Below are 26,535 nucleotides of genomic sequence, written 5' to 3'. Positions count from 1 at the left end.
TCCTGTTGCAATAAGACTCTAGGAGAATTGAAAGCCCATGAGGAGGACATTGAAGACGCTAAGAGGATTATCGTTGCAATAAGACTCTAGGAGAATTGAAAGGGGAGACTACCCCTGCCTTACCCCTCTCCGTGCCCGTAAGTTGCAATAAGACTCTAGGAGAATTGAAAGCAAGACGAACGCAGAGAGCGGGAACGTGGAGATACCGGTTGCAATAAGACTCTAGGAGAATTGAAAGTTTAATCGTGGGGGTGATTATACTCCTCAGTTTTACCGTTGCAATAAGACTCTAGGAGAATTGAAAGTGAGGATGATCATCTTGCTCGCCTTCATGCCTCACCCGTTGCAATAAGACTCTAGGAGAATTGAAAGAGCTGGCCGATGCCGAGCTTCTCCGGGACCTCTGAGGTTGCAATAAGACTCTAGGAGAATTGAAAGTGAGGATCTCAAGGAGTTCAGTAAGGCGCTGGAGAAGGTTGCAATAAGACTCTAGGAGAATTGAAAGGCGTAGAAGGTCGCCCTGTCGCGGGTGAGGTCTATGAGCGTTGCAATAAGACTCTAGGAGAATTGAAAGTGCTTTTAGTCGGCGTTATCGTGCCCGCAGTCTTGTTGCAATAAGACTCTAGGAGAATTGAAAGGAGGACTTCGAGGGTTTTGTTTTGTATCTTGATAGGGTGTTGCAATAAGACTCTAGGAGAATTGAAAGGACTAAGATTTTCTTCTCCTCCAGGGCTTTAAGTATGTTGCAATAAGACTCTAGGAGAATTGAAAGAACTGCGTAGTCAAACCAGTAATTTCCAGTCCCTGAGTTGCAATAAGACTCTAGGAGAATTGAAAGGACGGAAGAGGTCACGGCTATATGTGACGAATGTTCAGTTGCAATAAGACTCTAGGAGAATTGAAAGCTCGGTTCTAAGGGCTTCTATCGCTCTGATGGTCTCGTTGCAATAAGACTCTAGGAGAATTGAAAGTATATTTTCCCCTCGACCTCCAAATCCATCTTGAAGTTGCAATAAGACTCTAGGAGAATTGAAAGAGCGAGGGCTCTTACACGCTCGAACTCACCTGGAACGTTGCAATAAGACTCTAGGAGAATTGAAAGTAAAACATATAAGTCCTGCAGGCAAGTATAATAATGGTTGCAATAAGACTCTAGGAGAATTGAAAGCTCGGGCACGGTGCCCCTCCCGGCCCGGGAGGAAGGTTGCAATAAGACTCTAGGAGAATTGAAAGCTGTTTGTATGAGCGTGTGGGGGTATGTGGGTGTTGGGTTGCAATAAGACTCTAGGAGAATTGAAAGTTCCTGCTGTATCTCACGTTTTCGGCGATTTTGCCCTCGTTGCAATAAGACTCTAGGAGAATTGAAAGTGGAGCCGGACGAGGGCTACGAGCTGGACATCACCTAGTTGCAATAAGACTCTAGGAGAATTGAAAGTCTCACGAAAGTTCGCGAGAGTGCATGAAAATGAACTGTTGCAATAAGACTCTAGGAGAATTGAAAGGAAGGTCGAGGAAAAGGCGGAGGAGCTCGGGGTTTTAAGTTGCAATAAGACTCTAGGAGAATTGAAAGCTAGCGATTTCTCATCTATGAAAATCTTCTTATCACGTTGCAATAAGACTCTAGGAGAATTGAAAGACAGTTCAACGTTGGAATGATGTATACATGGTCGTGGTTGCAATAAGACTCTAGGAGAATTGAAAGACGGCTCTGTCTTGGGCTTCTCGGTCTGTATGGCGACGTTGCAATAAGACTCTATGAGAATTGAAACTCTATAAAACCCCCGCGGAAGTTCGAGGGGTGTGGGGGACCGAACGTCCCCCCGGACAATAGGACTCTAGGAGAATTGAAAGCAAACATCGTGACTCCGGGTGGGGAGCCGTGGTTCGAAAAAAGTGGAGGGACAAAGGGAGGACAGACCCGGCTGCGCGGGACCTTGTAAGGCTGGCGGAGATGGGCTGGATAGATTTTGAAGAAATAAGAAGACCAACCCGTTTCAGGAAGTTCCGGGTGGAATGTAATCCAGATCACGGGGGAGAGGCTAAACCCTGACCCTCTTCCAAACCGTTCCCTGCGGGGTGTCCTCGAGCTGAATGCCCATCTCCCTGAGCTCTGCCCTTATTCTGTCGGCCAAAGCAAAGTTGCGCTCCTTCCTGAGCTGGGCGCGGACGTCAATGAGGAGCTGGATAAGGGCCTCCTCCTCGCCCGCCCTCTGCTCCCTGAAGTAGTCCTCGAAGATGCCGAAGACCTCGCTTACAATCCTGAAGAACTCCAGCGCCTTGCGAAGGATGCTCTCCTTCGGCTTTTCAACCTTCGTTAGATACCTGTTGACCGCGTTGCTCGCCTCGAACACCGCCTTTAAAGCTTCGGCAGTGTTGAAGTCGTCGTCCATGGCGCTGTAGAACTTCTCCCTCGCGTTTCTTATCGCCTCGTAGGTCTCGAACTCTTCCTGACCCCACTTGAATGCTATATCGGCCCTCTCCATGGCCACGCGGATGTTCTCGAGGGTGTTGTAGAGCCTCTCAAGGTTGTTCTTTGCGTGCTCCATGCCCTCCTCAGTGTAGTCGAGGGGCGAGCGGTAGTGCCTCTGGAGAATGAAAAGCCTTATCACCTCGGGGTCGTAGCGCTCCAGCATCTCCCTTATCGTCACGAAGTTGCCGAGGCTCTTGCTCATTTTCTCGCCGTTCACCATGAGAAAGCCGGTGTGGAGCCAGTAGCGAACCCACTCGTGGCCGGTGCAGGCCTCGGTCTGGGCTATCTCGTTCTCGTGGTGCGGGAAGATGAGGTCGTTGCCGCCGCCGTGGATGTCGAAGCTCTCGCCGAGGTACTTGGTGCTCATCGTGGAGCACTCTATGTGCCAGCCCGGCCTCCCCTCGCCCCAGGGGCTTTCCCACTTCGGCTCGCCGGGCTTTGCCTTCTTCCAGAGGGCGAAGTCCTCGGGGTTCCTCTTGCCCTCGCCGGGCTCGACGCGCGCGCCCTTTACGAGGTCCTCCCGCCGTATCTTGCTCAGCTTTCCGTAGTCCTTAAACCTCTGAACCTCAAAGTAAACGCCGTCGCTTCCCTCGTAGGCGTAGCCCTTCTCCTGGAGCTTCCTCACGAACTCTATGATGTCCTCCATGTGCTCGGTGACGCGCGGGTAGATGTCGGCCGGCTTGACCTTCAGGGCCTCCATGTCCTCGAGGAAGAGGCGCAGGAACCTCTCGGCGAGCTCCTTGGGGTCTTCACCGGTTTCATTCGCCCTGCGGATGATTTTATCGTCGATGTCCGTGAAGTTCATCACCATGAGGACTGTGTAGCCCCTGTGCTCAAGGTATCTCCGGATAACGTCGAAGGCCACGTAGGTTCTCGCGTGGCCGAGATGAGTGTAATCGTAAACCGTTGGCCCACAGACGTACATCCTGACCTCCCCGTCTCTCAAAGGCCTGAACTCCTCCTTCTGCCTCGTCAGGGTGTTGTACACTCTTATGGCCATCTTCTCACCACCGGGGGAACTTCGCGAAGCCCTTTTATTAGGTTATCGCCTTCATTATGGCCAGATCTGTGTACGCGGCCTTCTCTTTATTGGAAGTCCCCGGGTGTGTGCCGGCGGCCGCCGGCAAAAGCTTAAAAAGCAACCCTCTCAATCCGGGGTAGAGCAGGAAAAAGGAGGTTACGATGATGAAGGTTCAGAAGGGAGACGTCATAAGGCTTCACTACACCGGAAAGGTCAAGGAGACCGGCGAGGTCTTTGACACCACCTACGAGGAGGTTGCCAAGGAAGCCGGAATCTACAACGAGAACGGTATTTACGGCCCGGTTCCGATAGCCGTCGGCGCCGGTCACGTCCTCGGCGGCCTCGACGAGCAGCTTGATGGCCTCGAGGTCGGAAAGAAGTACGAGATAATAGTTCCGCCCGAGAAGGGCTTTGGAAAGCGCGACCCCAAGCTCATCAAGACCTTCACCCTCGGCCAGTTCAGGAGACAGGGCATCTACCCGTTCCCGGGAATGCCGGTTGAGATAGAGACTGAGAGCGGAAGGAAGCTCAAGGGCCGCGTCCTCACCGTCAGCGGCGGCCGCGTGAGGGTTGATTTCAACCACCCCTACGCCGGCAAGCACCTCGTCTACGAGGCAGAGGTTGTTGAGAAGATTGAGGATCCAATAGAGAAAGTCAAGGCCCTGATAGAGCTCCGCATGCCCCGGGTGGACCCCGGAAAGGTCATCATTGAGGTTGGAGAGAAGGACGTTACCGTGGACTTCAGCAACGCTGGGCTTGACAAGAACACCCTTGTCCTCGGCGAGATACTCCTTGAGAGCGACCTCAAGTTCATCGGCTACGAGGAGGTCAACTTCAAACCGGGCGTTGACGAGCTCCTCAAGCCGCCCGAGGAGAAGGGCGAGGAAGTTGTGGAGCTCGAGGAGGAGGTCAGCGAGCCGCTCGTCGAGAAGACCGATGAGGGCGAGACCGCGGTCGAGGAAAAGGAGGTAACGGAGGCCGAGGAGCCCTCCAGTGAAAAGGCCGAGGAGACCGAGGCAGCAGAGAAGAAGGAAGAGACCGAGAAGAAGGCCAAAAAGAAGACCACCCGGAAGAGCACCACCAGAAAGAGCACCAAGGGCAGAAAGACCAGGAGAACGACGACCAAGAAGACCACCAGCAAGAAGAAGACCAAGGCGGCCGAGGAGAAGAAGGGCGAGTCCACGGCCGAGGACTCGGAGTGAGGTTTTTAATCCCTTCTTTTTATATCTATTCTGGTGTGGTGCATGGTCAGCGAGGAGAGGCTTAGGATACTGCTGGAAGACCTCGGCTCAAAATTCGTTAAAGATGACGTTCCAAAGATTCGGAGTGCGTTGCTGGCCCTTCGTAAGGTGAGTGAAATCCCGGTCTCCCGTCTCAACCCTTCGACGGGGTATCATCCGGTGGTGATTTTCAAGAGGAGATTCGGAAGGATTCAAAAGGAAGTTCCCGTCTCCATAGTGGATCTGAAGGTTCTCAACAGATACAACATGCCCGGATGGCGGAGGGAGATTGAATTTTGGCTTGATAATGATGTGGCCCTTCAGGACAGCATCATGGGAATAGAGGCCCTCATGATAGGCGACCCCAGACAGCTGAACAGGCTGGGCGATGTCCTTCGTCGGATTCTTCAGCAGATGAGCTACCGTCCGCGGAGGCTGATTCTCTTCTACAGCACAATCTACATGGACTTTGGGGCGGACAGATACATTCAGATGGACCTCCGCGGGGGAGACATGGAGCTGACGCTGATAAATATGAAATTAAGCGAGGCATCCAGCTATCTCGGAAGGGCCATAACGGGTATAGACTCCTCGTTCGGCAACAAGAACATGGAGTTCTATAAGCTGCTTTTTGCGTACGCGACTGAAACACGGAGCTCTTTTGACTGGTTTTTCCACAGATACATATACCCCCGGCTAAATCCGGAGCAGAAGGAGTTCTTTGAGGAGATGCAGGACTACAGGAACTTCCTCACCCTCCTTTACTCCTATATGAACCGTCTCAACAAGGACCGGATTGGAACGGAGGTTGGCATAAGGGTCATCAGAAGGGCCAATCCAAAGAGGCCGCTTGAAATAGGCATAGTGTTCACGAACCGGGGCATAGAGATAAGGAGGTACGCAAACAGCGTCCAGATAAGCTTCATGGTGTGAATGCCCCTATGAAACTCAGACGCAACCCGTACGTTCTCTATGCACTCTCAATACCATTTATCCTCGCCGTCAGGTACAGCGGCGGCGGGCTCTTCAGGTGGGCCGGTTACAACGCCCTCTTCTACTTCGCCCTTCCCCTAGTCTTAGCGTATGCCCTAGGCTTCGAACGGGGGGAGCTGGGGGTTCAGGCGGGCAGGCTTTCCGAGTATCGGTGGGCCCTTTTCCTTTTCATTGCCACCATTCCGCTGAGCCTCTACGGCACGACAATCCCGTCGATGAAGGAGTACTATCCAATATTTGAATACTCGGGACCGCTTGATTTCATCGTCAAGGAGCTGGCCATAGGGGCCATAATGTTCGCCCACGAGGCATTTTACAGGGGAATACTGCTCTTTCCCCTCGCTAGAAAGAATGAATGGCTCGGGATTCTGGCGCAGGATGTTCCCTACGCCCTTGTCCACGTTGGAAAGCCGGGCATAGAGGTTCCCTATTCGTTCGTGGCGGGAATAGTCTTCGCCAAACTCGACCTTCGGGCCGGGAGCTTTCTCCCCAGCTTTCTCCTCCACTGGCTCGGCTCGGTGCTCTTCGACGTTCTATGTGTCCTCCTATAAGGCGAAATGGATATTAGGGATCAGTCCCAAGAGACCTTATGCTCGGCGCCGAAGTGTACCTGAAGGGCCGGTACTGGGAGGTTGATCTCCTGCGCGGTATCGGAATAACGATGATGGTGGTCTCAAACTTTGTCACAGACCTCTGGCTCTTCCTCAACTACTCCGGGCACCGTACGTTCTGGTTCGCCTTCGCAGTCACCACCGCCTCGATATTCGTCTTTACATCGGGTCTCTCATTCTGGATAAGCTATTCTCGAACGGTAAAGAGAAACCCCCAACCATACAGGAAGTATTTCCGGCGCTTTATCAAGCTCTTTGGCCTTGGCATGCTCATAACCCTGGCCACCTCACTCCTCCCCGGCAAAATGACGATTCACTTTGGAATCCTCCACTTCCTCGGCGTGGCGACGCTCCTGGCTATCCCATTTCACCGGTTCGGGAGAAAGAACCTTTTCTGGGCCTTCTTTTTCCTCCTTAGCTATTCCCTAGTAAGGAACCTCCACGACGGCCTGTTCCTCCTTCCCCTGGGCATCACGCCCGAGGACTACTTCGCTCCCGACTACTTCCCGATCTTCCCCTGGTTTGGAGTGTACCTCCTGGGAATGACCGCGGGGAGCGTTTTCTATCCCACCGGTGAGAGGAAGGCCCGCCTGCCCACGCCGGAGAATCCGCTGGTTCATCTCGTAACCTTCGCCGGGAGACACACCTTGGCGATCTACCTCCTCCATCAGCCTGTTCTCGTGGCCCTGCTTAGACTTATCCACGGCCCGATTCCGGGGCTTCCAATATAACCGGAAAATTTAAAAGGCTTATTCCAACTTCAGATCGTATGAGGGTGGAAATTAGAGCCGTGCCGGAGGATAACAACCCAAAGGAGTGCATAAAGAAGGCCGCACTGGAGGCCCTCGTGGACGAGACGGTCCGCGTTCCCGGGAGCTTCACGAGTGCACTTTTCCACCCAGGACCCTGGGAGCGTTTTAAGGAATGCACCCGACCAAGGGCGAGTGTCGAGTTCTCGGCCGGGGGTTTCTTCATCGCCCGGGGCGAGGAAGACTACCTGAAATTCGCGGAAGGAATTTTAAGCATCGGCGCCCTCGCAAGGGGCAGGTTCGGGAGGGCCCTCCAGCTGGCGGAGCTGACCGGAACGCGCCTACTGGCGGACCCTGTTGATGAAGGAATACGACTGTCGTTCGCGGGCTTCTACGGTGTGGTGGGGCTTTCCCCGGGAGGGGTAACCTTCTCGACGGAAGATTCGGCCGTACGGGTTCCTCTTGGAGATTTTCTCAGCGCCGAGGAGTGCTTCCTAAGCTCCCTCGCCTTTGACCTCGGAGAGCTCTTTGAGGTCTGCTCAAAGCACGGGCTTGAGCGGGCGTTCCTTGAGAACACCAGGCAGGTGAGGCTTCTCCTGAAGGTGGTAGCTTATGGAGGTTGAATGGAGTGTTGGGGCCACGAGGGAAATTCTCTTTGAGAGTCTCGCGGGGCTGGTGAAGACCGGGGACTTCCTTGAGTACCTCCGCCTTGAGTGGGACGACTACGGAATTTTAAGCCTCTGGCGGGGCGACCTCCCCGTCTTCGGGGCGGACGTCTTTCTCGGGAGCGCGCTGGAGGAGCTTGCGTTGCTGAACTTCCACCTTCTCGAAGTCAAGCCGCCCCTCGACCTCGGCGAGCTGAGGAGAGGAAAGCTCGGGGACGACCCGTACAGAAAGGCCCTCGCGGGGAAGAACTTCGATGCGTTCCTTGAGGAGCACCCCGTGGTGAGCCTCGGCTCCTACGACCCCTGGATAGACCTGCACCTGGTGAGGGACGGGAAAACCCTGAAGGTTCTCTCCCTCGAGTGGTATGGGCCACACCAAGAGCTCTACTTCGAGGTCCCCCTGGAGGAGTGGCTCGATTCAACTGTGAGACTCTTCGCGATGATAGTCAGGGACTTCGAGAAAATGCGGGAGACGCTCCTCAGGTACGGCCTCGCGAACGCTCCCCAAAAAATTGGGCGATACAGGACCCTTTTGAGGGGACTCCTCGACGCCCACCCGATTGATATTGACGCCCTTCCGCCAGCCTACGCCCCCTGGGAGGTGGAGGAAGTCCTGAGAACGGCCTCGAACTTCCTGTTCCGGGGGAGTGTGGAAGGGGCAAAGTGTGTCCTCGACTCGCTCGAAAACCCCAACCACTACAGGCAGGCCCTTTTCAGAATCCACGACAAACCCGAGAGGCTTGAAAGTCTCTACCGCCTCCTTGAAAAGCCGTACCGCCCCGAGATGTTGTCTCATCTGGCCTACCTATATGCCGTCGATGGAAGGCCTGGGAGAGGAGAGGCAATAGCCGCCGAGGTCGGGAGCGATGCCGCTTGGTGGAACCTCGCCCTTGGACTTTTGAACACCGGGAGTTACGGAGATGCCCTCAGAGCCGCGGAGGGAATCAAAAACCCCTGGCTTAGGGGGAAAATCCTTCTCAGAACCTATCTTGACCGGCGGGAGCTGGCTGAGGAGATAAAGGAGAGAGCGCCGGAGCACGTGAGGGTCTTCATCGAGGAGAGGGAGAAAGGAGAACCCTGACCCTATCCACCACCTCCCGCGCGTCCCTTCCAAAGATTAGAACCATTGGCTCCTTGCCCCAGTCCCCGAGGTGGTATATTACGTCGGGCCTTTTTCCTGCTCTCTTCACTGCCGTCTCAATTCCCCATTCCATCGTTCCTTTCTCCGCCCTCTTGACCTCCTCGGGCTCCTCCCTCCTGTCGTAGAATGAAACGACAAAGCCAAGCCGTTCAGCCCTCTCCACCAGCTCCCCGGAGTAGCGCAGGTTCAGGACGGCCCTTACATCGGGGTAGAACTCGCGCATCTTGAGCAAAGCTCTCCTCAGGTGGTCGCTGGCGTTCAGCTCGACCGGGCCCACGGGCTTAACCGTTTTCCCGTAGCGGACGATTCTGCCCTTGACGGCAAAGACTTCCCTGAGGGGCGTCGCGATCGCGAAGTTAGTGCCCACCTCCGGAACGTGAGGGTTGAGCCTCCCGCCGAACTTCACGAGTTCTTGAACTGCCCTTTCAAGCTCTTCCCTAGCCCTCCAGCGGTGGGCGTCCCTCTGGAGCTCCCAGAAGGGATTGACGGCCTTTGCCTCGGCCTTTGAGAACCTTATAGCACCTTCAACGAAGCGCTTGGCCCTTTCCACCGCCTCTGGAAGCTCAAGGCCCTTCGCCAGAAAAGTGGCCAAAGCCGAGGAGAAGGCACAGCCCGTCCCGTGGGTGAAGCCATCAACCTTTTCCCCAGGAAACTCGAAGAACTCCCCGTTCCAGTAGAGGACGTCGGTTAGGTTCAGGTGGCCGCCTTTGACGATTACCGCCTCAGCTTTTAGAGTCTTGGCTATGATCCTCGCCGATTCCTTCATGTCCTCGAGGGAGTGGATTTTAAGACCGCTTAGAGCTTCGGCCTCCGGGACGTTGGGGGTAACGATTGAGTCCTTAATGAGAACCTTGAGCGACCCGATGTCGTCGATGAGCCTCTCACCGGTGCTCGAAGCCATCACCGGATCGAAGACCCTCGTTAAGTCCTCCGTCTCCTTGGCAACGACCCTTGCTATCCCCCCGCTCCCGAGCATGCCCACTTTGACTGCCTTGATATCGAAGTGCCCCTTAACGGCCCGTATCTGGTCCCTTAAGGCCTCCACTGGGAGGGAAAAATAGCCCGAAACCCTCTCGGGGTTCTGGTAGGTGACCGCTGTGAGAATCGGGAGCGGGTGCTCCCCCAGAGCCGAGACCATCTCGATGTCGGCTTTAATGCCCGCTCCCCCACCGGTGTCGAGGCCGGCTACAATCAAAACGGCCATTCCATCACCCCAGCTTTTCGAGGATTTCGAGGGCCGCTTTCCTCCCGCTGAGGAACATTCCGCCGAATATCGGGCCCATTCTCGGGGCACCGGCTATCGCGTTAGCGGCCATTCCAGTGACGTAGAGACCGGGGAAGATTTCCCCCGTGTGCTTGACCGTGAGCTCCTCGCCCCTCTCGGCCCACATCGGGCCCTCTCCAGGAACCTTGAGCAGGCCCCTCTTAACGAGGTGCTGGCTTATCTGCGCCCCGTGACCGGTTGAGTCAATTACGAACTTCGCCTCGACGGTGAGCGGGTCCACGTGGAGGCCCGTCATGAGAACCGGCGTCCAGTTGATGACTATCCCCGCCACGCGGTTTTCTTTCAGGACGAGATCCTCGACCTCTATCATGTTGAAGAACTTTACTCCTGCCTTTACAGCCTTGCTCGCTATCGTCGTTGCCGTCTCGATGGCATCGGCAACGTAGAGGCCGTTTTTGAAGGGCCTGTAAGTTATCCCGAACTCGTCGAGGATTTCCCTGGCTTCCTCCTGGACGACTATCCTGTTGAAGCCCATCGCGCCGCCCCAGATTCCGCCGCCGATGGAGAGCTTCTTCTCAAATATCGAAACTTTCGCGCCGTTCTTGGCGAGGTAGTAGCCGGCGACCATTCCCGAGGGGCCAGCACCTACTATCGCCACGTCGAGGCTCAGACTGTCAAGAAGCTCGGCCGTGTAGGCCTCGATTATCGCCCTGCTTATCTCCATCTCCTTCATCGCCACCACCCAAAACCTTTTAAGCCGCGGTAAAAACTGAGTTTTGAAATTTAAAAACTTTGTTATAAAGAGGTTTTAAAACCGGGTGATGGGAATGACCCAGCTTGAGGAGGCAAAGCGGGGCGTAATCACGGAGGAGATGAAGTTCATCGCCGAGAGGGAGGGCATAAGCCCCGAGAAGCTCAGGAGGAGCGTGGCGAAAGGACACACCGTCATCTTCCGCAACGTCCGCCACGACTGGGTGAAGCCGGTCGCCGTTGGAAGCGTTGTCCGCGTCAAGGTGAACGCCAACATAGGCACCTCCCGCGACATCGTCGATGTCAGGGCCGAGATGGAGAAGGCCAAGGTGGCCGTCAAGTACGGGGCGGACACGATAATGGACCTCTCCACCGGCGGTGACCTCGACTCCATAAGGAAGGCCATAATGCACGCCGTTGATGTTCCAATTGGGACGGTTCCAATCTACCAGGCCGCCGAGGAGATGCTCGCTAAAGGGAAGGCAATCATCGAGATGGGCGAGGACGACATGTGGAGGGCCGTTGAGAAGCACTTCCGGGACGGCGTTGACTACACGACGATTCACGTTGGAGTAACCAAGGAAGTCGTCGAGAAGATGAAGAGGGCAAAGAGGATCGTCGGCATGGTCTCGCGCGGCGGGACTTTTCTGGCTGCATGGATACTCCACTGGGGCGAGGAGAACCCGTTTTATAAGGACTACGACTACCTCCTTGAGCTCGCGCGGGAGTACGACGTCGTCCTGAGCCTCGGCGACGGGCTTAGACCTGGTGGACTTCCCGATGCCGGCGACGAGCTTCAGATAGCGGAACTCTACACCCTCGGGAGGCTCGTGAGGCGCGCGAGGGAAGCCGGCGTTCAGACAATGGTCGAGGGGCCGGGACACGTGCCCATAGACCAGATACCGGCGCAGGTGAAGCTCGCGAAAGTTGCCACGGACAACGCGCCCTTCTACGTTCTTGGGCCAATAGTTACCGACATCTTCCCGGGCTACGATCATATAAGTGCGGCCATCGGCGGTGCGATAGCGGCCCTGAACGGTGCGGACTTCCTCTGCTATGTGACGCCAGCTGAGCACCTCGGACTGCCGACGGTTGAGCACGTTCGCGAGGGGGTTATAGCTTCCAGAATAGCGGCCCACGCGGTAAACCTGACCCGCTTCGAGGCGGACTTCAGGAAGGACTACCTCATGAGCGTCGCGAGGGGCAGGCTCGACTGGGCGAAGCAGTTCGAGCTCAGCGAGGACAGGGAGATGTTCGTCGAGATAAGGAAGGAGAGACCGACGAAGACCGAGGCATGCTCCATGTGCGGCGACCTCTGCGCGATAAAGCTCATCCAGGAGATGCTCCGGAAGGGGTGAGAGAGTGAGGCTCGTCTACTCTGGCAAGACGAAGGACGTCTACGAGGACGGCCCGTACCTAATCTTCCACTTCAAGGACACCGTCCTTGGCAGGAACGGCCGGGAGGACAGCGGGGGCAACGAGGTAATCGGTGAGATGGCTGGAAAGGGGAGCCTCGTTTTGGAGCAGACGGAGTTCTTCTTCCGCCTCCTTGAGAGAAACGGCGTAAAGACGCACTTCGTCGAGCGGATTGACGAGAGAAAGGCGCGCTTTCTGAAGGCCGAGAGGATTCCGCTGGAGGTCATTTATCGGGAACTCGCCTACGGGAGCTTTCTGAGGCGCTATAAGGGCTGGACAAAGCCATTCCAGAGGCTCGGGGTAGTTGAGTTCACCCTGAAGGACGACTCCCTCGACGACCCGCCCATAGCCGAGGAGGCAGTGGTCGCCCTTGGAATCGCGGGCGAAGAGGAAGTCAGGGAGATGAAGGAAACGACGAGGAAGGTGGCAAGAATCTTGAGGGAGTTCTTTTCCTCAAAGGGCCTCCAGCTCGTTGACTTCAAGCTCGAGTTCGGAAGGCTCGATGGCCGGCTGATCATCATAGATGAACTTAGCGGGGACACGATGCGCGTCGCGAAAGATGGGCGGATTCTGACCCGGGAGGAACTCTCGGAGGTGATAGAGTGATCCTCTCGACGATAGCTTCACACTCCTCCCTCCAGATTCTCCTTGGAGCTAAAGACGAGGGGTTTAGGACGAGGCTCTACGTGAAGCCCGAAAGGAGGGCCTTCTACGCCTCCACGAGGCTCGCGGACGAGCTCATCGTCACGGAAGACATGGGCGCGATCCTTGAGGACGATGGGATAGTGATCCCCCACGGCTCCTTCGTCGCCTACCTCGGGCCTGAGGGGATAGAGAAGGCTAAAGCAAGGTTCTTCGGCAACAAACGCTTTCTGAAGTGGGAGACGGCCTTTGAACTGCAGGACAGGGCCCTGGACGCGGCCGGAATTCCTAGGGTTGAGGTTATCGAGCCCGAAGAGATTAAGCCGGACGAGCCCTACTTCGTCCGCCTCGAAGGCCCGCGGGGCGGGAGCGGGCACTTCCTGGCGAGGGGCGAGGAGCTTGAGGAGAGACTGGGGGACATCGAGGCCAAGTTCAGAATCGAGGAGTTCATACCGGGCGTTTACCTCTACGTCCACTTCTTCTACTCGCCGATTTTGGAAAGGCTCGAGCTCCTCGGAGTCGATGAGCGAGTGCTTATAGCCGATGGAAACGCCCGCTGGCCGGTAAAACCGCTCCCCTACACCATAGCGGGGAACGTCGGCGTCGCTTTGAGGGAGTCGCTCCTGCCGAGGCTCTACGACTACGGCCTGGCCTTCGTTGGGGCGATGAAAAAGCTGGAGCCACCTGGGGTAATCGGCCCCTTCGCCCTCCACTTCGCCTACGATGGGAGTTTTAGGGCGATAGGCTTCGCCTCGCGGATAGACGGCGGTTCCAACGCGCTCCACTGGTACGGACGGCTCTACTGGGACGAGCCGATGAGCGTGGGCAGGAGGATAGCGCGGGAGATAAGGCTCGCCCTCGGGGAGGACAGGCTTGAGGAGGTGGTAACTTGACCTACACGGGCAGAACCCTGGGGATCGGCCTGATGAACGGAAAGCCCTTCGCCTTCTACCTTCTCTGCTCCCGCTCCTTTCCTAGGAGGAAGGCCATCGTTAAAGGGAGGGCAGTTTACATCGAGAACCTAACCGAGACCGACAACCCATACGTCAGCTACCCCGTCGTGAGGCTCCTCGATGAGTACGCCGTCGTCACGAACGGCCTCCAGACGGACTTCATTGCCCAGGCCCTCGAGTGGGAGAGCCCCAAGAAGGCCCTAATCCACGTCCTCGATGCCCTCGACTACGAGAGGGACGATTACAGCACGCCGAGGATAGCGGGTATAATCGGGACCGGCGGGAAGGGCTGGCTCGGCTTCGCCGGGAGGGACGAGTTCTGGGTGAAGGAACTGGGGCTGAAGGAGGGGAAGGCCTTTGTTACAGCGACCTACAACCTGGGCTTTGCCGAGCTGGAGTTACCGGCCTTTGAGAGCGCTGAGGAGCTTGCCGAGAAGGCTATGGAGCTTCCCTTCAAGAAGAAGGTGCTCGCAATCGGGATAGTGAAAGAAAGGAAGGAGTGGGGGCTGGCTTGGCTCAGTCCCTGAGTTTTTTCATGAGGTTCGCCATCTCCAGCGTTGCCATAGCGTACTCGAAGCCCTTGTTGCTCTTCACCCCCGCCCTGTCGAAGCCCTGGAGCTCGTCCTCCACGGTTATCACGCCGAAGATAACCGGAACGCCCGTGTCGAGCGAAACCTTGGCAACTCCCTTGGCAACCTCGCTGGCAACCAGATCGAAGTGCTTGGTTTCACCTCTAACAACAGCACCGAGGGCCAGAACCGCGTCGTAGCCCCTCTCGGCGAGCTTTTTGGCAGCGAGCGGTATCTCGAAGGAGCCCGGTACTTTAACCACGTCCACCCTATCAACGCCGTGCCTCTCGAAGCAGTCGAGCGCCCCCTTGAGGAGCTCCCCGGTCAGGAGGTCGTTGAAGCGCGCAACAACGACGCCTATCTTCAGGTTCTCACCCATGAATTCACCCTCAACGACGCGAACCTCCATACCCTCACCCCCGTAATACTGTTTTGTCTAATTCGTGAATTAAATAATACGGTGATTGATTATATCTCGAAGGGAATCCTGTGGCCGAGCTTCTCGGCCTTCACCCTGAGGTAAGGCCTGTTGTGGTCTGTAACCTCGCCCGGAGCCGGAATCGTCTCAACCACCTCTATCCCGAACTCCTCGAGGGCTTTGGCTTTTGCCGGGTTGTTGGTGATGAGCCTGACCTTCGACACGCCCAAGGCGCGGAGCATCTGGAACGCGGCCTCATAGGTTCTCTCATCCTCCTTATGGCCGAGCGCCTCGTTTGCCTCAACCGTGTCGAGGCCCTTATCCTGAAGCTCGTAGGCCTTTATCTTCTCCTTCAGGCCTATTCCCCTGCCCTCCTGGTCCATGTAGAGGAGTATGCCCCCCTCCTGGGCTATCATCCTCAGGGCGTTGGCCAGCTGGCTCCCGCAGTCGCACTTGAGAGAGGCCAGAGTGTCCCCGGTCAGGCACTTCGAGTGAACCCTCACAAGCGGAATCTCACCGTAGGGCTCCTTCACTATCGCCACGTGCTCCCTGAAATCCAGCTCGTTGTCGAAGGCTATGATTCTGAACTCGCCGTAGCGCGTCGGCAGCCTCGCGTTGGCGTAAACTCTTACCAGTTGCTTCCTCCTCACGAATTCCTTCCAGACGTCGTCGGTTGTGAGGACTGGCAAACCGTGCTCCCTCGCGAAGTTGAGCGCGTAGTCCCTGTTGTGGGAGTCGCCTTCCTCGTCGAGGATCTCCACTATCAGGGCGTAGCGTTTGAAACAGAGGAACTCCATAAGCTCCAGCGAGCTCTCGGTGTGCCCCCTCCGCCTGTTGAGGCCCACTCCCCCGAGGAGGTGCAGATGGCCCGGGTAGCGGAAGGCCTCGATGTCCAGCCCCTCGGCGATTTTTCGAGCGGTTAAAGCCCTCTCCTCCGCTGTTATCCCGGTGAAGGTTTCGCTGTAATCAACCGGAACCAGAAAGTTCGTCTCACCTTCCTTGCTCGGGAGCGGAAAGAAGCCCCTCTCTAGGGCCTCGTCCATGTCCATCGTGAGGCAGAGAAGCCCTTTGGCCGAGAGCATGAAGTTGACGACCTCGGACGAAGCTATCTCCGCGGGATAAATCAAATCCGCTTCGAACTCCCTCCTGTCATCTATCAAAACGACCGGCTTCCCATCGAGCACGGCTTTCCTGATCTCCTCCCAGTTCATACCCCTGCCTCCATGATGCGCTTTACGTATCTGGCCAGGACGTCAATCTCGTAGTTCACCCTCTCACCAGGCCTCAGGAGACCGAGGTTGGTGTTTTTGAGGGTGTACGGAATTACCTGGATCCAGAAGCGGTTTGATTCCACCCTCGCAACAGTCAGGGAGACGCCGTTCAGGGCTATGGAGCCCTTCTCAGCTATCCCCCACTTCTCGGGCGGCATCTCGAAGGCCATCCACGTCGTGTTCCCGCTCCTCCGCGAGGCTATAAAGCGAACCGTCCCGTCCACGTGGCCGGTAACGATGTGCCCGTCGAGCCTTTCGCCGAGCTTCAGGGCCCTTTCGAGGTTCACCACCTTCGCCCCCCTCAGGTTCGTCCTCCTCAGCGTCTCCTCGCCGACGTCGAAGGTCGCTATCCTCCCATCGAACTCGACCACCGTTAGGCAGGCCCCGTTAACGGCGACGCTGTCCCCGGGTTTGACCTCAAAGGGCAACTCGACGTGGAGCCTTCCAGCAGAGTAGTGGGCTCCTCCCGTTCCCTCAACGATCCCGCTGAACATCTCCACCACCGGGGTAAGCCGTCACGAGGAAGCTCTCGCCGAGCCTCTCCAGCGATTCTATCTCAAGAACTGGGGCGTCGCTGGCCGTTTCGACCTTCAGGCACTCGAAGGGCTTGATTCCGTTGCCGAAGAGCTTCGGCCCGTAGAAGAGGTAGAACTTGTCCGCAAAAGCCAAGAACTCGCAGGCAATCCTTCCGCCCTCTATCAGAACGCTGTCTATCCCCAGCTCGCCGAGCTTCCTCAGGATTTTCTCTGGCTCGGTTATCGGGTATGCCTCGGCTATTCCTTCGAAGAGCTCCGGCCTCTCGGTGAAGAATATCACCTTCCCGTCCTCGAAGAGTCTGAACCTCCTTCCCGCCTTAATCGCCTCCGCAACCCTTCCGGAGCGGTCGAGGATTGCCTTCACCTTCTCCGGGCAGTTATCGAGCCGGCAGTTGAGCCTCGGGTCGTCCGCCAGAACCGTTCCGGAGCCGACCATTACGGCCATGTGCCTCCTCCTGAGCTCCTGGACCTTCAGCCTCGCCCTTTCTCCTGTAATCCACTGTGAGGAACCGTTCTCGGTTGCTATGAAGCCGTCTAAGGTCAGGGCAAGCTTTATCGAGACGAAGGGGGTTCCGGTGGGTATGTACTTGATGAAAATCTCGTTGAGCTTCCTCGCCTCCTCCTCCAGAAGGCCTACCTCGACCTCTATGCCCGCTTTCCTCATCTTCTCGATTCCCCTGCCGGCCACGAGGGGGTTAGGGTCTTCCATGGCAACTACGACCCGCTTGAATCCCTCCTCTATTATCCTGTCGGCGCACGGCGGCTGCTTCCCCCAGTGGGAGCAGGGTTCGAGCGTTACGTACATCGTGGCGCCCCTGACGTCGTGGCCCTTCCTCTTGGCATCCTCTATGGCGTTCACTTCCGCGTGCTTCCCGCCGAAGCGTTGATGCCAGCCGAGGCCGATTATCTTCCCGTTCTTAACGATGACGGCCCCGACCGTGGGGTTTGGGTTGACCCGGCCCTCCCCCTTTTTGGCCAGCTCAAGCGCGAGCCGCATGAACCTCTCGTCTTCCGTGCTCATGGTTGAGCGTCTGTTCCGAAACTTTTAAGATTTTGTTCCGATTTGGGAACAACAAAACTTTTTTATGCCCTTTGCCGAACGTTAAGATGGTGGTTTTCATGGAGGATCCGTACCTGTGGATGGAGAACCTCAAGGACGAGCGCCTTCTGAGGCTCATCGAGGAGGAGAACAAACGCTTCAGAGAATTCATCGGAGGGCTGAGCGACGAGCTCTTCCCCGAGGTCTGGGAGTACTACTCGATTCCGGTCCTGACCGGTGCGAGGCTGACGGAGAAGGGCGTAATAGCGATGTACCGCGAGAGGGATAGACAGGTCATCAGGTGGCTCGGAGGAGAGGCCATAGTTGATTCAAAGGAGCTCGAGAGGGAACTCGGCGACGAGGTTCTCCTCCAGGGCTTCACGGCAGACAATGCCGGGAAAAGACTCGCCTACAGCTTCTCGATAGGTGGGGCGGACGAGGGAATAACGAGGATCATCGACCTCGAAACCGGGGAAGTGGTTGACGAGTTCAGGCCCTCGGTCTGGAACGTTACCTTCCTGGAAAACGGCTACTACTTCTCCCGCTTCTACAGGCACGGCGAAACCCCGGACGGCGTTAAGGCACCTGCGGTGAGGCTCTTCTGGAAGGATGAAGATGGGGAAAGACTCGTCTTCGGCGAGGGCCTTAGCTCCGGCCACTTCATCTCGCTCATGAAGAGCACCGACGGAAGGACCGCGATGGTCACCGTTACTTTCGGCTGGAACAGCGCCGAGATCTACGCCGGGCCGATAGACAGGCCAAAGGAGTGGAGGAAAGTTTACTCGGCGGACGTTCCGGTCGAGCCAATTGACATGATCGACGGAAGGCTCTACGTCCTCACGAGGGAGGGGAAGGGTCTTGGAAAGGTTATAGCTATAACGGACGGGGAAGTCGAAGAAGTAATTCCCGAGGGTGACTTCCCGCTCGAGTGGGCAGTTCTAGTTGACGGCAAAATCCTCGCCGGCAGGCTCGTCCACGCGAGCCACAGGGTTGAGGTTTACTCGCCCGACGGGGAGAAGCTCGACGAGATAACCTTCGACCTCCCGGGGAGCGTTTACCCGCTCGACACAGATGGGACGAGGGCGCTCATAAGGTATGAGAGCTTCACCGTCCCCTACAGGCTCTACGAGTTCAGCGGTGGGCTTAAGCTTGTAGAGGGGCAGGGAATCAACGGGAACTTCAGGGTCGAGGAAGACTTTGCCCCCTCTACGGACGGGACGAGGGTTCACTACTTCCTCGTGAAGGGCGAGGGGGACGAGAGGAAAGCGTGGGTCTTCGGCTATGGAGGCTTCAACATCGCCTTAACTCCGCGCTTCTTCCCGCATGTGATTCCGTTCCTAAAGCGTGGCGGGACCTTTGGAATGGCCAACCTGCGCGGTGGGAGCGAATACGGCGAGGGGTGGCACAGGGCGGGAATGAGGGAGAACAAGCAGAACGTCTTCGACGACTTCATAGCCGTTCTCGGTAAGCTCAAGGGTGAGGGCTATCGCGTTGCCGCCTGGGGAAGGAGCAACGGCGGGCTTCTGGTCTCAGCTACGCTCGTCCAGCGGCCGGACGTGATGGACGCGGCCTTGATAGGCTACCCCGTCATAGACATGCTCCGCTTCCATAAACTCTACATCGGGAGCGTCTGGATTCCGGAGTACGGAAACCCCGACGACCCGAATGACAGGGAGTTCCTTCTTAAATACTCCCCGTACCATAACGTCGGCCCTGAAAAGAGCTATCCGCCGACGCTCATCTACACGGGTTTACACGACGACCGCGTTCATCCCGCACACGCCCTCAAGTTCTTCATGAAGCTGAAGGGGCTCGGAGCGCCTGTCTACCTCCGCGTCGAGACCAAGAGCGGGCACATGGGGGCATCGCCGGAGACGAGGGCTAAGGAGCTGACCGATTTGCTAGCCTTCGTGGTGAAAACCCTTTCTTAACTTCTCCATTTCCCAGTTCAACGTTTTCAGGATGGCGATTATTTTTAGACATTTTTTCGTTAAATCCGAAACCGTTATAAGCCCCCTATTGACTTAAACCTGGGTAAGGAGCCATGCCGAGCTACATCGTTGTTGGTGGTCAGTGGGGAGATGAGGGCAAGGGCTCTGTTATCGCTTACCTTGCCCTGAAGGACGAGCCTGAGGTCATAGCGCGCGGTGGGGTTGGAACGAACGCGGGCCACAGTGTTTTTATCAACGGTACGAAGTACGCGGTCAGGCAGCTTCCAACGGCGTTCATCCAGACGAAGGCCCGGCTTCTCGTGGGTGCGGGTGTTCTAGTTGATCCCGGGGTGTTCTTCCACGAGCTCGAGCACCTCAGGGACTTCAACGTCGCCGAGAGGGTTGGCATCGACTACCGCTGTTCCATAATCGAGGACGAGCACAAGAAGCTCGACAGGAGCAACAGCCACCTCCACGACAGGATAGGAACCACCGGAAGCGGCTGCGGGCCGGCAAACGCCGACAGGGTCATGAGGCGGGCGAGGCTCGCAAAGGACGTCCCCGAGCTTGAGCCATACCTGACGGATGTCGCCGCGGAAGTGAACGACGCCCTGGACGAAGGGAAGCTCGTACTCGTCGAGGGGACACAGGGCTTCGGGCTGAGCCTCTACTACGGAACCTACCCCTACGTGACCTCGAAGGACACGACCGCTTCGGCCATAGCGAGCGACGTGGGAATAGGCCCGACGAGGGTTGACGACGTCATAGTCGTCTTCAAGAGCTTCCCGACGAGGGTTGGGGAGGGGCCGTTCCCGACCGAGATGAGCCAGGAGGAGGCGGAGAAGCTGGGTCTCGTTGAGTACGGGACCGTCACAGGGAGGCGGAGGAGGGTCGGCTGGTTCGACTTTGAGTTCGCCCGCTACTCCGCGAAGCTCAACGGCGCGACGATGCTCGCCCTGACGATGCTGGACAAGTACGACAAGGATGCCTTCGGCGTTACCGACTACGACAAGCTTCCCAGGAGGGCCAGGGAGTTCGTTGAGGAAATCGAGGAGCGCGTCGGTGTTCCGGTAGGGCTCATCAAGACGGGGCCTGAGCTGGAGCACATAATAGACAGAAGGGAGGTCATTTAGCCCTCAAGGAACTCCAGAATCATTCTCCTGACCATTTCTTTCTCCAGTTTTGCTATTTCCTCAAAGGAGAGCATCTCTTCAAGCCACCTGATGAACCTGTAGCCGAGATAGTAGCCGGTAAACTTCATTCCGAAGAGCTCGTACCACGAGCCAAAGAACGGGTTCAGCGGTTCGTTTTTCCGGACCCTCCTTGCGAACTCCTCCTTGAGGCACCGCTCGTTTCTCGCACACCATTCGAACCATCCATCATACTCGAGGTGCCATGGTCTCCCCGTTAGGATGTCCTCCACCCTCTGGGCGTATCCCTCCGTATACAGCCCCATAAGGGCCTCCTCTTCGAGCTTTTCCAGGTTCTCGTTCCTCATGAGCCAGTGCACAAGGTGTCCAAATTCATGCGCAATCAGTCCCCCGATTCCATCGTACCATCCAAGCTCGGCTACGGCTTCCAGGCCGAAAAGAATTGAGGGCTTTCCCATGAATTCTGTCACCCACCCGGCCCCATTTTCAAGGCCGACGTATATGACGATGTTGTAATCATTTTGGGTAATCCCGAACAGCCTCTCAACATCGGCGGCAATTTTTGGCAGTGCTTCCCTGAGGCGCTCATATGCTTTAGGGAACTCCTCGGGCTTCCTCTTGTCCAGCAGCTTCAGATAATCCCTCCAGCTTGCCCCGTATCTCGCATAGTCCTCCTTAATTTTTTCGAAGAGTTCCGGATAGTTGCTGATGTATGCGATCCAACCCTCCGGGCTCCCGTCCCAGCGTTCCATAAAATCCTGGAAGGTGTTGAAGATCATGAGAATTCACCCCGCGTGCCTCACCATCCACTCAACCACCGTTCGGTGGAGTTCATCCGCCCATTCAGGGTCCTCAAATATCTCGTGGTAGGCCCCTTCGAACTCCTTAATTGCCTTGTCCTCGACTGTGAGCTCTTCCAGGAGCCTCCTTGACCCCTTGGGCGGTGTTATTACATCCCCTGTGCCGATGATTAGCAACACGGGAACCTTTATCCTCCCTGCATCCCTGTGGGCCAGTTCCATGTTTTCAAAGACGCTCCTTCCGAGCTTTGCGGAAATCCTGTCGTGGACGAGTGGATCTTCGACGTAACGCTTCACCGCATCGGGGTTCCTGGAAAGCAGCTCCGGCTTCAGCCCGTTGGAAAGAACGATTCCTGGAGCGATTTTCCCGAGGAACTTCGCGAGGGCCACCATGAAATCTGGCGTTTCGGGGCTCTTGGCGAGTGCCGGTGAGGATGCCACCACGCCCCGTATCTTCTCAGGCCTTGTCTCAGCGTAGCGGATTACTGCCAGTCCGCCGAGGCTGTGGCCGAAGAGGAATGGTTTTTCACCGATTTTATCTATAATGCCGTCGATTATCTCCATTGCTTCCTCAACGCTTGTATGTCCCCTCTTGCCGGGGCTCTTACCGTGGCCGGGCCAGTCGAAGGTGTAGACGGCAAAGCCGGCATCGTTGAGTTCCCCAATTAGTCTCCCATATCTCCCGCTGTGCTCACCCAGGCCGTGGACAAGAACGACCCATCCAAGTCCAGGTTCGCCGAAGCTGACTTTATAGACCTTCATAACATCCACCGCCCTAGAAAATGGGTGGTCGGAGGATTTAACGTTTTCCCCGGATGAAAGAAAGGTTCACGGGGAGAAGGGGCTCTCCTTGAGCCTCTCGTTGACGAAGCGCATTATCCTCTCAATGTCCGAACCGATGGTCTCAGGTTCAGGCTTCATCTGGATGTAAAAAACGTTGGTGCTTGGGGTAAGGGAGACGTGCTTGACGTTGTGGGGGTTTGAGAAGCTCTCGATGAGTGCCTTCAGGTTCTCCACGTCCCTCCTCTTCTCGTAGAGGGCCTCGTACTGCCTTCCGGCTATCTCAATTATCTCCTTCTTGAGCAGCTCCTCGTTCTCTATTCCCGGCCTCATTCTGTAGTATCCCTTCTGTATCAGATGGGCCTCGTGCTTTATGTCGTTGAATGGTCTCACGACGATGTAGAGCTTGTCATGCCTGCTTGTTATAAGGGCTATCGGGAAGTACAGGAGGCTGTGCCTCGGGAGGAGTGTTAGGGTGTACTCAAACTTCCTGATGTTGCCCCGGTTGACCTTGTACTCGGCGCGAAAGCCGATGTAGCCGCCGAGCCAGGTGTAAAGCTCATCTTCCGGATTGATTACCTCTTTGACGGCCCGTATGTAGTGTTCCATCAGCATGAGGTTCAGCTTCCGCCCCCTGTAGAACTGAAGGGCGGAGATGCCCGCAATAAGGAATATCGCAGCGAACAGTACCTGATTGTCCATCTCAATCCTCCTCCAGCGGGTAATATCTTTCGAGGGTTCGTGCGTCGAGTATCTCGAGACCGGCGACATCATCGAGGGCAGCGGCGACGTCCCTCACGATCCGCCAGCGAACGGGCCAGCTGAGGGCGTTCTGAAACGGGTGCTCCACGCCCTCGGAGAGCCGGAGGTATACCCTGACGCCCTCCTCATCGGCGGTGACGGCCTCGACGAGCCCGAGGCTCACTATATCCACCTCTGTTATGGGTTCCTTCACCCTTTTAAGCATCTCGTAGATTTCTTCACTCTCCAACTATCGTTCCCCCGAGGGTTCTGAGACGCTCCAGCCCGCGAGGCTCCTCTGCGAAGATGGGTATCCTTACCACCTCGATCCCGCTGAACTTCCTCCCAACCTCCCCGAGAACCCGCTCCTGGGCTTTTATCTTGGCCTTCAGCTCCGGAACCTCCGTCCTCAGCTCCAGAACCTTGTTCATGACGATCATGTTGAAGGGAACTCTGAACTTCTTCAGGCTTTTGTAGGCCCTCTCCGTCTCGTAGAGCGGGAGCATCTCAGGGTTCATAACGGTCACAACGCTCGTTTTCTCGGGGTCGGTTATAACTCCCTCAACGAAGGCCACCTCTTCGCGGTAGGACTTCAGCTCCTTCATCACGGCGTCGTCCTGCTCCCTCGTGGGCAGCTTTATCTTCTCGCCCTCAACGGTGAACTCCTGCTCTCCATGGATGTTGGCTATTGCGGCGCGTCTGTCGAGGATGGCCTTCCTTATCTCGATGAGTTTGTCCGTCCAGATTAGGGAGATTTTGGGGAGCGCGAGAACGCGGAGGGTCAGCCCTGTTGGAGGGGTGTCGAAGATTATAACGTCCCAGTCGTCCCCGTTTGCGAGTATCTCCCTCACCGCCTCCAGCGTGGCGTACTCCTCGATTCCCGGGGAGTAGCTCAGAACCTCGAAGTACTTCTCCAGGTTTATGACGGTGAGGTAGCGGTACGTGTGCTTCATGCTCTCCTCCAGGTGCTTGAGGTAGGTCTTTATCAGCTTCTCCATGTCAAGCTCCGCCGCGTAGAGGTTCTCGGCTATCTTCTTCGGTTTGTCCTTGAGCTTTACCATCAGCACGTCACCGAGGTTGTGGGCCGGGTCGAGCGACACTATCAGCGTCCGGTAGCCCCTCTCCGCGAGCGCCGCAGCGGCCGCCGCCGAACTGGTAGTTTTACCAACTCCACCCTTACCTATGAAAAAGACGACACGGTAGCCCTTTTTGGGCAGGAAGAACTCCCTCATGGGACCACCTCACGTGATTTCAAACATCCCCGCCAGCTCGCCGAGCACGTCGTCCATATCCACCGCCCTGCGCTGCATTACGTACAGCTCGCGCGTCATGTGGGGGAGCACTCTTATCACGAGCGTCGTCGGCGGGCTGGGGATTCCAACGAAAGCCCCCATGAGCGTGAGCGCGAAGACGTTCTCAAGCTCTCTCAGCTCGAATTCGAGGTACTCGGTTGAGTTCTGTTTGAATGCCCCGAAAAAACCCTTTAAGAAGGCTCTAACGTTATCCAGCGGGTCTTTTTCTTTGTCCTTCATTCTCACCACCTGAGAATCAAAAATAAGGAAAAGACGTCAGGCCGCGCTCGCGGCGTACTCTTCCCTGGGCTTCTTCCAGGCGACCCAGAAGTCCCAGGCGAGGAGCAGGTTGAGGAGCAGGCTGACCACGAGCGCACCCTTGACGGCTATGAGGTACTGGCCGACCATCGGCACGTAGATGAGGTACCAGATTATCGCCGCCGTCACTGTAATCCAGAGGAAGAGAGCAGGGATTAGAACCGCCCAGCTCCAGTTTCCAGCCCTCTGGACCTTTGCAACCCAGAGTGCAGCGGTCATCATGGCTATACTCGCGAGCATCTGGTTCATCGCGCTGAACGCCGGCCAGATGACCTTGTAGCCGGCTCCCCAGGCTAGGTAGGTTCCAATGCCTGCTATTATTATCGAGGCCACCCACTTGTTGGTGAGGATCTTTGCGATTCCCTTGCTCGTGTCAGTGACCATGCTGAAAAGCTCCTGCCAGGCGAAGCGGCCGAGCCTCGTGGCCGTGTCGAGCGAGGTCAGCGTAAAGGCCGAAACCCACAGCGTCGCGAAGGTCTTTCCGAAGGTCTCACTGACGCCGTAGAACTCGCTGACGGCCTTGGCGTAGCCGCCGAGGAAGGTTCCAAGGCCTCCCTTGGTTATGTACTCGGTGGCCCACTGCTCCGGCTGAAGTCCCGTGAGCTGGACTCCGTAGACGGCTATGGCGGTTATGACGATCGTTGAAAGGAACCCTTCAGTGAACATTCCACCGTAGCCAACCATGAGGCCGTGTATCTCGTTGTCGAGCTGCTTGCTGGTGGTTCCAGAGCCGACGAGGGAGTGGAATCCGCTGAGCGAGCCACAGGCGATTATGAGAGGTATCGTTGGCCAGAAGGGCGATGCTACAGGGATTTTACTGCCGCCTTCTCCTATTCCGGTAACCACGTAGGCACTCCAGGTTGTGTACGCTGGAGCAGTGAAGTCCTTGGCAAGGAAGATGAACGCTATTCCACCGAAGATGAGGCCGAACCAGAGGATGTAGGCGTTGAGGTAGTCCCTGGGCTGGAGGAGTATCCACACCGGGAGCGAGGCCGCGATTATGATGTAAATCATGAGGATTATGTTCCAGTAGTGGTAGGCGGTCGTGTAGGCTGCGGAGGTCGTGTCGGTCTGGCCGTCCACGAAGACCAGCGGGTACTTGAGACCGATCCACACTGCTGCGATGAGGAGGACGATGCCTATTATCGTTGCCAGCTTGAAGTCCAGCCTGACCTTGTACATCAGGTAACCCAGTATCACCGCGACGAGCAGGAAGAGCAGCGTTGCGGTTGCCGCCTGGGGTGTCACGGTCAGGAGCTTGGCTGTTACCGCGACGAAAGCCGCGACGACCAGCAGGAGGGCGAACCAGATGTAGACCTCGAAGGCTACGCCCGTCTTCCTGCTCATGAGCTTTCCTGCAATCCACTGGACCGACTTGCCATCGTAGCGGACAGAGGACATCAGTGCGAGATAGTCGTGGACGGCACCGATGAAGACGTTTCCGAACCAGACCCACAGCAGTCCAGGCAGCCAACCCCATGCCATTGCAATTGCCGGACCAACTATAGGCCCTGCTCCCGCTATCGATGCAAAGTGGTGGCCGTACAGAACGAGCGGGTGCGCTGGAACGTAGTCAACTCCGTCGTAGAGCCTGTGGGCCGGAGTCGGTCTGTTGGGGTCTGCCTTTACAACCTTGCTCTGGAGGCTCTTGCCATAGCTGAAGTACATGGCCAGGTATATTGCACCGGCCAGAAGAACTATTACAGCGGAGTTCATGGTTGCACCTCCATGTATATTCTGCGCTGTGATGTACACTTCTGGAGTATAAATGCTTTTCGGCAAAAAACTGAAGGTATTCCGTTTTTGAACTAACCGTTGGAAATCATGTCCGGA

Annotated in this window: 27 protein-coding genes and 1 CRISPR repeat array; of the genes, 13 read left to right on the top strand and 14 right to left on the bottom strand. The window is 56.6% G+C overall.

The annotated features are described in order from the left end of the window. Nucleotides 1-4 precede the first annotated feature (4 nt). Nucleotides 5-1,851: direct repeats of the CRISPR family, unit length 30 nt; unit sequence GTTGCAATAAGACTCTAGGAGAATTGAAAG. 28 nt (nt 1,852-1,879) lie between these two features. Further along, a complete protein-coding gene (locus tag E3E42_RS03740) occupies nt 1,880-2,050 on the top strand; it encodes a hypothetical protein (RefSeq protein WP_167902780.1) in 171 nt (56 codons plus the stop codon). Here E3E42_RS03740 and cysS read toward each other — a convergent pair. Then, nucleotides 2,040-3,470, bottom strand: a complete 1,431-nt coding sequence (gene cysS, locus E3E42_RS03735; RefSeq protein WP_167902779.1) for a cysteine--tRNA ligase — start codon at nt 3,468-3,470, stop codon at nt 2,040-2,042. The genes E3E42_RS03740 and cysS overlap by 11 nt on opposite strands. A 182-nt stretch (nt 3,471-3,652) precedes the next feature. On the opposite strand from cysS, the gene E3E42_RS03730 reads away from it, so the two are divergent. The 6 genes from E3E42_RS03730 to E3E42_RS03705 are packed head-to-tail and all read left to right on the top strand — an operon-like array spanning nt 3,653 to nt 8,810. Next, the gene (locus E3E42_RS03730) at nt 3,653-4,693 is read left to right on the top strand and encodes a peptidylprolyl isomerase (RefSeq protein WP_167902778.1); all 1,041 of its coding nucleotides are present in this window, start codon (nt 3,653-3,655) and stop codon (nt 4,691-4,693) included. Nucleotides 4,694-4,735: 42 nt separating this feature from the next. Continuing rightward, complete coding sequence (locus E3E42_RS03725; RefSeq protein WP_167903139.1) at nt 4,736-5,644, top strand: hypothetical protein; 909 nt, start codon at nt 4,736-4,738, stop codon at nt 5,642-5,644. A gap of 8 nt (nt 5,645-5,652) precedes the next feature. Further along, nucleotides 5,653-6,255 carry a CPBP family archaeomyxosortase MrtA gene (mrtA, locus tag E3E42_RS03720; protein WP_167902777.1) on the top strand — a complete coding sequence of 201 codons (603 nt, stop codon included), beginning with the start codon at nt 5,653-5,655 and terminating at the stop codon, nt 6,253-6,255. 38 nt (nt 6,256-6,293) lie between these two features. Then, entirely contained in the window at nt 6,294-7,046 is a 753-nt protein-coding gene (locus E3E42_RS03715) for a heparan-alpha-glucosaminide N-acetyltransferase (RefSeq protein WP_167902776.1), read from the top strand. 38 nt (nt 7,047-7,084) lie between these two features. Further along, nucleotides 7,085-7,687: a hypothetical protein gene (locus E3E42_RS03710; RefSeq protein WP_167902775.1), complete on the top strand. Its 603-nt coding sequence runs from the start codon at nt 7,085-7,087 to the stop codon at nt 7,685-7,687. Beyond that, the gene (locus tag E3E42_RS03705) at nt 7,677-8,810 is read left to right on the top strand and encodes a hypothetical protein (protein WP_167902773.1); all 1,134 of its coding nucleotides are present in this window, start codon (nt 7,677-7,679) and stop codon (nt 8,808-8,810) included. Before E3E42_RS03710 ends, E3E42_RS03705 begins: the two co-directional genes overlap by 11 nt. Here E3E42_RS03705 and thiD read toward each other — a convergent pair. Next, nucleotides 8,779-10,074: a bifunctional hydroxymethylpyrimidine kinase/phosphomethylpyrimidine kinase gene (thiD, locus tag E3E42_RS03700; RefSeq protein ID WP_167902772.1), complete on the bottom strand. Its 1,296-nt coding sequence runs from the start codon at nt 10,072-10,074 to the stop codon at nt 8,779-8,781. The genes E3E42_RS03705 and thiD overlap by 32 nt on opposite strands. A gap of 4 nt (nt 10,075-10,078) precedes the next feature. After that, on the bottom strand, nt 10,079-10,828 hold the full coding sequence (locus tag E3E42_RS03695) for a sulfide-dependent adenosine diphosphate thiazole synthase (RefSeq protein WP_167902771.1): 750 nt from the start codon (nt 10,826-10,828) through the stop codon (nt 10,079-10,081). Between the two features lie 94 nt (nt 10,829-10,922). Here E3E42_RS03695 and thiC point away from each other — a divergent pair, with 94 nt between their 5' ends. From thiC to E3E42_RS03675, 4 genes are read left to right on the top strand one after another with little or no spacing between them, the layout of a single operon-like run. After that, a complete protein-coding gene (gene thiC / locus E3E42_RS03690) occupies nt 10,923-12,203 on the top strand; it encodes a phosphomethylpyrimidine synthase ThiC (protein WP_167903138.1) in 1,281 nt (426 codons plus the stop codon). A gap of 4 nt (nt 12,204-12,207) precedes the next feature. Next, nucleotides 12,208-12,867: a phosphoribosylaminoimidazolesuccinocarboxamide synthase gene (locus E3E42_RS03685; RefSeq protein WP_167902770.1), complete on the top strand. Its 660-nt coding sequence runs from the start codon at nt 12,208-12,210 to the stop codon at nt 12,865-12,867. Continuing rightward, nucleotides 12,864-13,796 carry a formate--phosphoribosylaminoimidazolecarboxamide ligase gene (locus tag E3E42_RS03680; RefSeq protein ID WP_167902769.1) on the top strand — a complete coding sequence of 311 codons (933 nt, stop codon included), beginning with the start codon at nt 12,864-12,866 and terminating at the stop codon, nt 13,794-13,796. The genes E3E42_RS03685 and E3E42_RS03680 overlap by 4 nt, the downstream gene beginning before the upstream one ends. Beyond that, complete coding sequence (locus E3E42_RS03675) at nt 13,793-14,383, top strand: IMP cyclohydrolase (RefSeq protein WP_167902768.1); 591 nt, start codon at nt 13,793-13,795, stop codon at nt 14,381-14,383. Before E3E42_RS03680 ends, E3E42_RS03675 begins: the two co-directional genes overlap by 4 nt. Here the strand turns inward: E3E42_RS03675 and ribH are convergent. From ribH to ribD, 4 genes are read right to left on the bottom strand one after another with little or no spacing between them, the layout of a single operon-like run. Further along, nucleotides 14,373-14,834, bottom strand: coding sequence for a 6,7-dimethyl-8-ribityllumazine synthase (gene ribH / locus E3E42_RS03670; protein ID WP_167902767.1), 462 nt, complete (start codon nt 14,832-14,834; stop codon nt 14,373-14,375). The two genes, E3E42_RS03675 and ribH, sit on opposite strands and share 11 nt — an antisense overlap. 59 nt (nt 14,835-14,893) lie before the next feature. Continuing rightward, on the bottom strand, nt 14,894-16,054 hold the full coding sequence (locus E3E42_RS03665) for a bifunctional 3,4-dihydroxy-2-butanone-4-phosphate synthase/GTP cyclohydrolase II (RefSeq protein ID WP_167902766.1): 1,161 nt from the start codon (nt 16,052-16,054) through the stop codon (nt 14,894-14,896). Then, complete coding sequence (locus tag E3E42_RS03660) at nt 16,051-16,608, bottom strand: riboflavin synthase (RefSeq protein ID WP_167902765.1); 558 nt, start codon at nt 16,606-16,608, stop codon at nt 16,051-16,053. The genes E3E42_RS03665 and E3E42_RS03660 overlap by 4 nt, the downstream gene beginning before the upstream one ends. Then, nucleotides 16,589-17,671 carry a bifunctional diaminohydroxyphosphoribosylaminopyrimidine deaminase/5-amino-6-(5-phosphoribosylamino)uracil reductase RibD gene (gene ribD, locus E3E42_RS03655; protein ID WP_167902764.1) on the bottom strand — a complete coding sequence of 361 codons (1,083 nt, stop codon included), beginning with the start codon at nt 17,669-17,671 and terminating at the stop codon, nt 16,589-16,591. Before ribD ends, E3E42_RS03660 begins: the two co-directional genes overlap by 20 nt. A 98-nt stretch (nt 17,672-17,769) precedes the next feature. Between ribD and E3E42_RS03650 the strand changes: the two genes are divergently transcribed. Both E3E42_RS03650 and E3E42_RS03645 read left to right on the top strand, forming a co-directional pair. After that, entirely contained in the window at nt 17,770-19,620 is a 1,851-nt protein-coding gene (locus E3E42_RS03650) for a prolyl oligopeptidase family serine peptidase (protein ID WP_167903136.1), read from the top strand. A 113-nt stretch (nt 19,621-19,733) separates the two neighbouring features. Further along, complete coding sequence (locus tag E3E42_RS03645) at nt 19,734-20,753, top strand: adenylosuccinate synthetase (protein ID WP_167902763.1); 1,020 nt, start codon at nt 19,734-19,736, stop codon at nt 20,751-20,753. Here E3E42_RS03645 and E3E42_RS03640 read toward each other — a convergent pair. The 7 genes from E3E42_RS03640 to E3E42_RS03610 all read right to left on the bottom strand — a co-directional run bounded on the left by E3E42_RS03640 (nt 20,750) and on the right by E3E42_RS03610 (nt 26,418). Then, entirely contained in the window at nt 20,750-21,550 is an 801-nt protein-coding gene (locus E3E42_RS03640) for a hypothetical protein (protein ID WP_167902761.1), read from the bottom strand. The two genes, E3E42_RS03645 and E3E42_RS03640, sit on opposite strands and share 4 nt — an antisense overlap. 6 nt (nt 21,551-21,556) lie before the next feature. Continuing rightward, nucleotides 21,557-22,333, bottom strand: coding sequence for an alpha/beta hydrolase (locus tag E3E42_RS03635; RefSeq protein ID WP_167902760.1), 777 nt, complete (start codon nt 22,331-22,333; stop codon nt 21,557-21,559). Between the two features lie 66 nt (nt 22,334-22,399). Next, nucleotides 22,400-23,053 (bottom strand): hypothetical protein, encoded by a 654-nt coding sequence (locus E3E42_RS03630; protein WP_167902759.1) that lies wholly within the window; start codon nt 23,051-23,053, stop codon nt 22,400-22,402. Between the two features lies 1 nt (nt 23,054). Further along, nucleotides 23,055-23,342 (bottom strand): iron-sulfur cluster assembly protein, encoded by a 288-nt coding sequence (locus E3E42_RS03625; RefSeq protein ID WP_167902758.1) that lies wholly within the window; start codon nt 23,340-23,342, stop codon nt 23,055-23,057. Next, complete coding sequence (locus tag E3E42_RS03620) at nt 23,332-24,324, bottom strand: ArsA family ATPase (RefSeq protein WP_167902750.1); 993 nt, start codon at nt 24,322-24,324, stop codon at nt 23,332-23,334. The genes E3E42_RS03625 and E3E42_RS03620 overlap by 11 nt, the downstream gene beginning before the upstream one ends. A gap of 9 nt (nt 24,325-24,333) precedes the next feature. Beyond that, nucleotides 24,334-24,624: a hypothetical protein gene (locus E3E42_RS03615; protein WP_167773171.1), complete on the bottom strand. Its 291-nt coding sequence runs from the start codon at nt 24,622-24,624 to the stop codon at nt 24,334-24,336. Nucleotides 24,625-24,660: 36 nt separating this feature from the next. Continuing rightward, nucleotides 24,661-26,418 carry a carbon starvation protein A gene (locus E3E42_RS03610; RefSeq protein WP_167902749.1) on the bottom strand — a complete coding sequence of 586 codons (1,758 nt, stop codon included), beginning with the start codon at nt 26,416-26,418 and terminating at the stop codon, nt 24,661-24,663. Nucleotides 26,419-26,535 lie beyond the last annotated feature (117 nt).

Source organism: Thermococcus sp. JdF3, from assembly GCF_012027495.1.
Classification (GTDB): domain Archaea; phylum Methanobacteriota_B; class Thermococci; order Thermococcales; family Thermococcaceae; genus Thermococcus.
The sequence above is the reverse complement of the archived record's forward strand: the minus strand, read 5'-3'. Positions and strand labels throughout refer to the sequence as shown.

Excerpts from the sequence above, each read along its gene's own strand:
- E3E42_RS03705 (WP_167902773.1), top strand. The coding sequence starts at position 7,677 with ATGGAGGTTGAATGGAGTGTTGGGGCCACGAGGGAAATTCTCTTTGAG.
- E3E42_RS03660 (WP_167902765.1), bottom strand. The coding sequence starts at position 16,608 with ATGTTCAGCGGGATCGTTGAGGGAACGGGAGGAGCCCACTACTCTGCT.
- E3E42_RS03640 (WP_167902761.1), bottom strand. The coding sequence starts at position 21,550 with ATGATCTTCAACACCTTCCAGGATTTTATGGAACGCTGGGACGGGAGC.
- thiC (WP_167903138.1), top strand. The coding sequence starts at position 10,923 with ATGACCCAGCTTGAGGAGGCAAAGCGGGGCGTAATCACGGAGGAGATG.
- E3E42_RS03615 (WP_167773171.1), bottom strand. The coding sequence starts at position 24,624 with ATGAAGGACAAAGAAAAAGACCCGCTGGATAACGTTAGAGCCTTCTTA.
- E3E42_RS03665 (WP_167902766.1), bottom strand. The coding sequence starts at position 16,054 with ATGAACTGGGAGGAGATCAGGAAAGCCGTGCTCGATGGGAAGCCGGTC.
- E3E42_RS03610 (WP_167902749.1), bottom strand. The coding sequence starts at position 26,418 with ATGAACTCCGCTGTAATAGTTCTTCTGGCCGGTGCAATATACCTGGCC.
- ribH (WP_167902767.1), bottom strand. The coding sequence starts at position 14,834 with ATGGAGGTTCGCGTCGTTGAGGGTGAATTCATGGGTGAGAACCTGAAG.
- E3E42_RS03710 (WP_167902775.1), top strand. The coding sequence starts at position 7,085 with ATGAGGGTGGAAATTAGAGCCGTGCCGGAGGATAACAACCCAAAGGAG.
- E3E42_RS03730 (WP_167902778.1), top strand. The coding sequence starts at position 3,653 with ATGATGAAGGTTCAGAAGGGAGACGTCATAAGGCTTCACTACACCGGA.
- cysS (WP_167902779.1), bottom strand. The coding sequence starts at position 3,470 with ATGGCCATAAGAGTGTACAACACCCTGACGAGGCAGAAGGAGGAGTTC.
- E3E42_RS03630 (WP_167902759.1), bottom strand. The coding sequence starts at position 23,053 with ATGGACAATCAGGTACTGTTCGCTGCGATATTCCTTATTGCGGGCATC.
- E3E42_RS03695 (WP_167902771.1), bottom strand. The coding sequence starts at position 10,828 with ATGAAGGAGATGGAGATAAGCAGGGCGATAATCGAGGCCTACACGGCC.
- E3E42_RS03635 (WP_167902760.1), bottom strand. The coding sequence starts at position 22,333 with ATGAAGGTCTATAAAGTCAGCTTCGGCGAACCTGGACTTGGATGGGTC.
- E3E42_RS03715 (WP_167902776.1), top strand. The coding sequence starts at position 6,294 with ATGCTCGGCGCCGAAGTGTACCTGAAGGGCCGGTACTGGGAGGTTGAT.
- E3E42_RS03650 (WP_167903136.1), top strand. The coding sequence starts at position 17,770 with ATGGAGGATCCGTACCTGTGGATGGAGAACCTCAAGGACGAGCGCCTT.
- E3E42_RS03620 (WP_167902750.1), bottom strand. The coding sequence starts at position 24,324 with ATGAGGGAGTTCTTCCTGCCCAAAAAGGGCTACCGTGTCGTCTTTTTC.
- E3E42_RS03645 (WP_167902763.1), top strand. The coding sequence starts at position 19,734 with ATGCCGAGCTACATCGTTGTTGGTGGTCAGTGGGGAGATGAGGGCAAG.
- E3E42_RS03725 (WP_167903139.1), top strand. The coding sequence starts at position 4,736 with ATGGTCAGCGAGGAGAGGCTTAGGATACTGCTGGAAGACCTCGGCTCA.
- ribD (WP_167902764.1), bottom strand. The coding sequence starts at position 17,671 with ATGAGCACGGAAGACGAGAGGTTCATGCGGCTCGCGCTTGAGCTGGCC.
- mrtA (WP_167902777.1), top strand. The coding sequence starts at position 5,653 with ATGAAACTCAGACGCAACCCGTACGTTCTCTATGCACTCTCAATACCA.
- thiD (WP_167902772.1), bottom strand. The coding sequence starts at position 10,074 with ATGGCCGTTTTGATTGTAGCCGGCCTCGACACCGGTGGGGGAGCGGGC.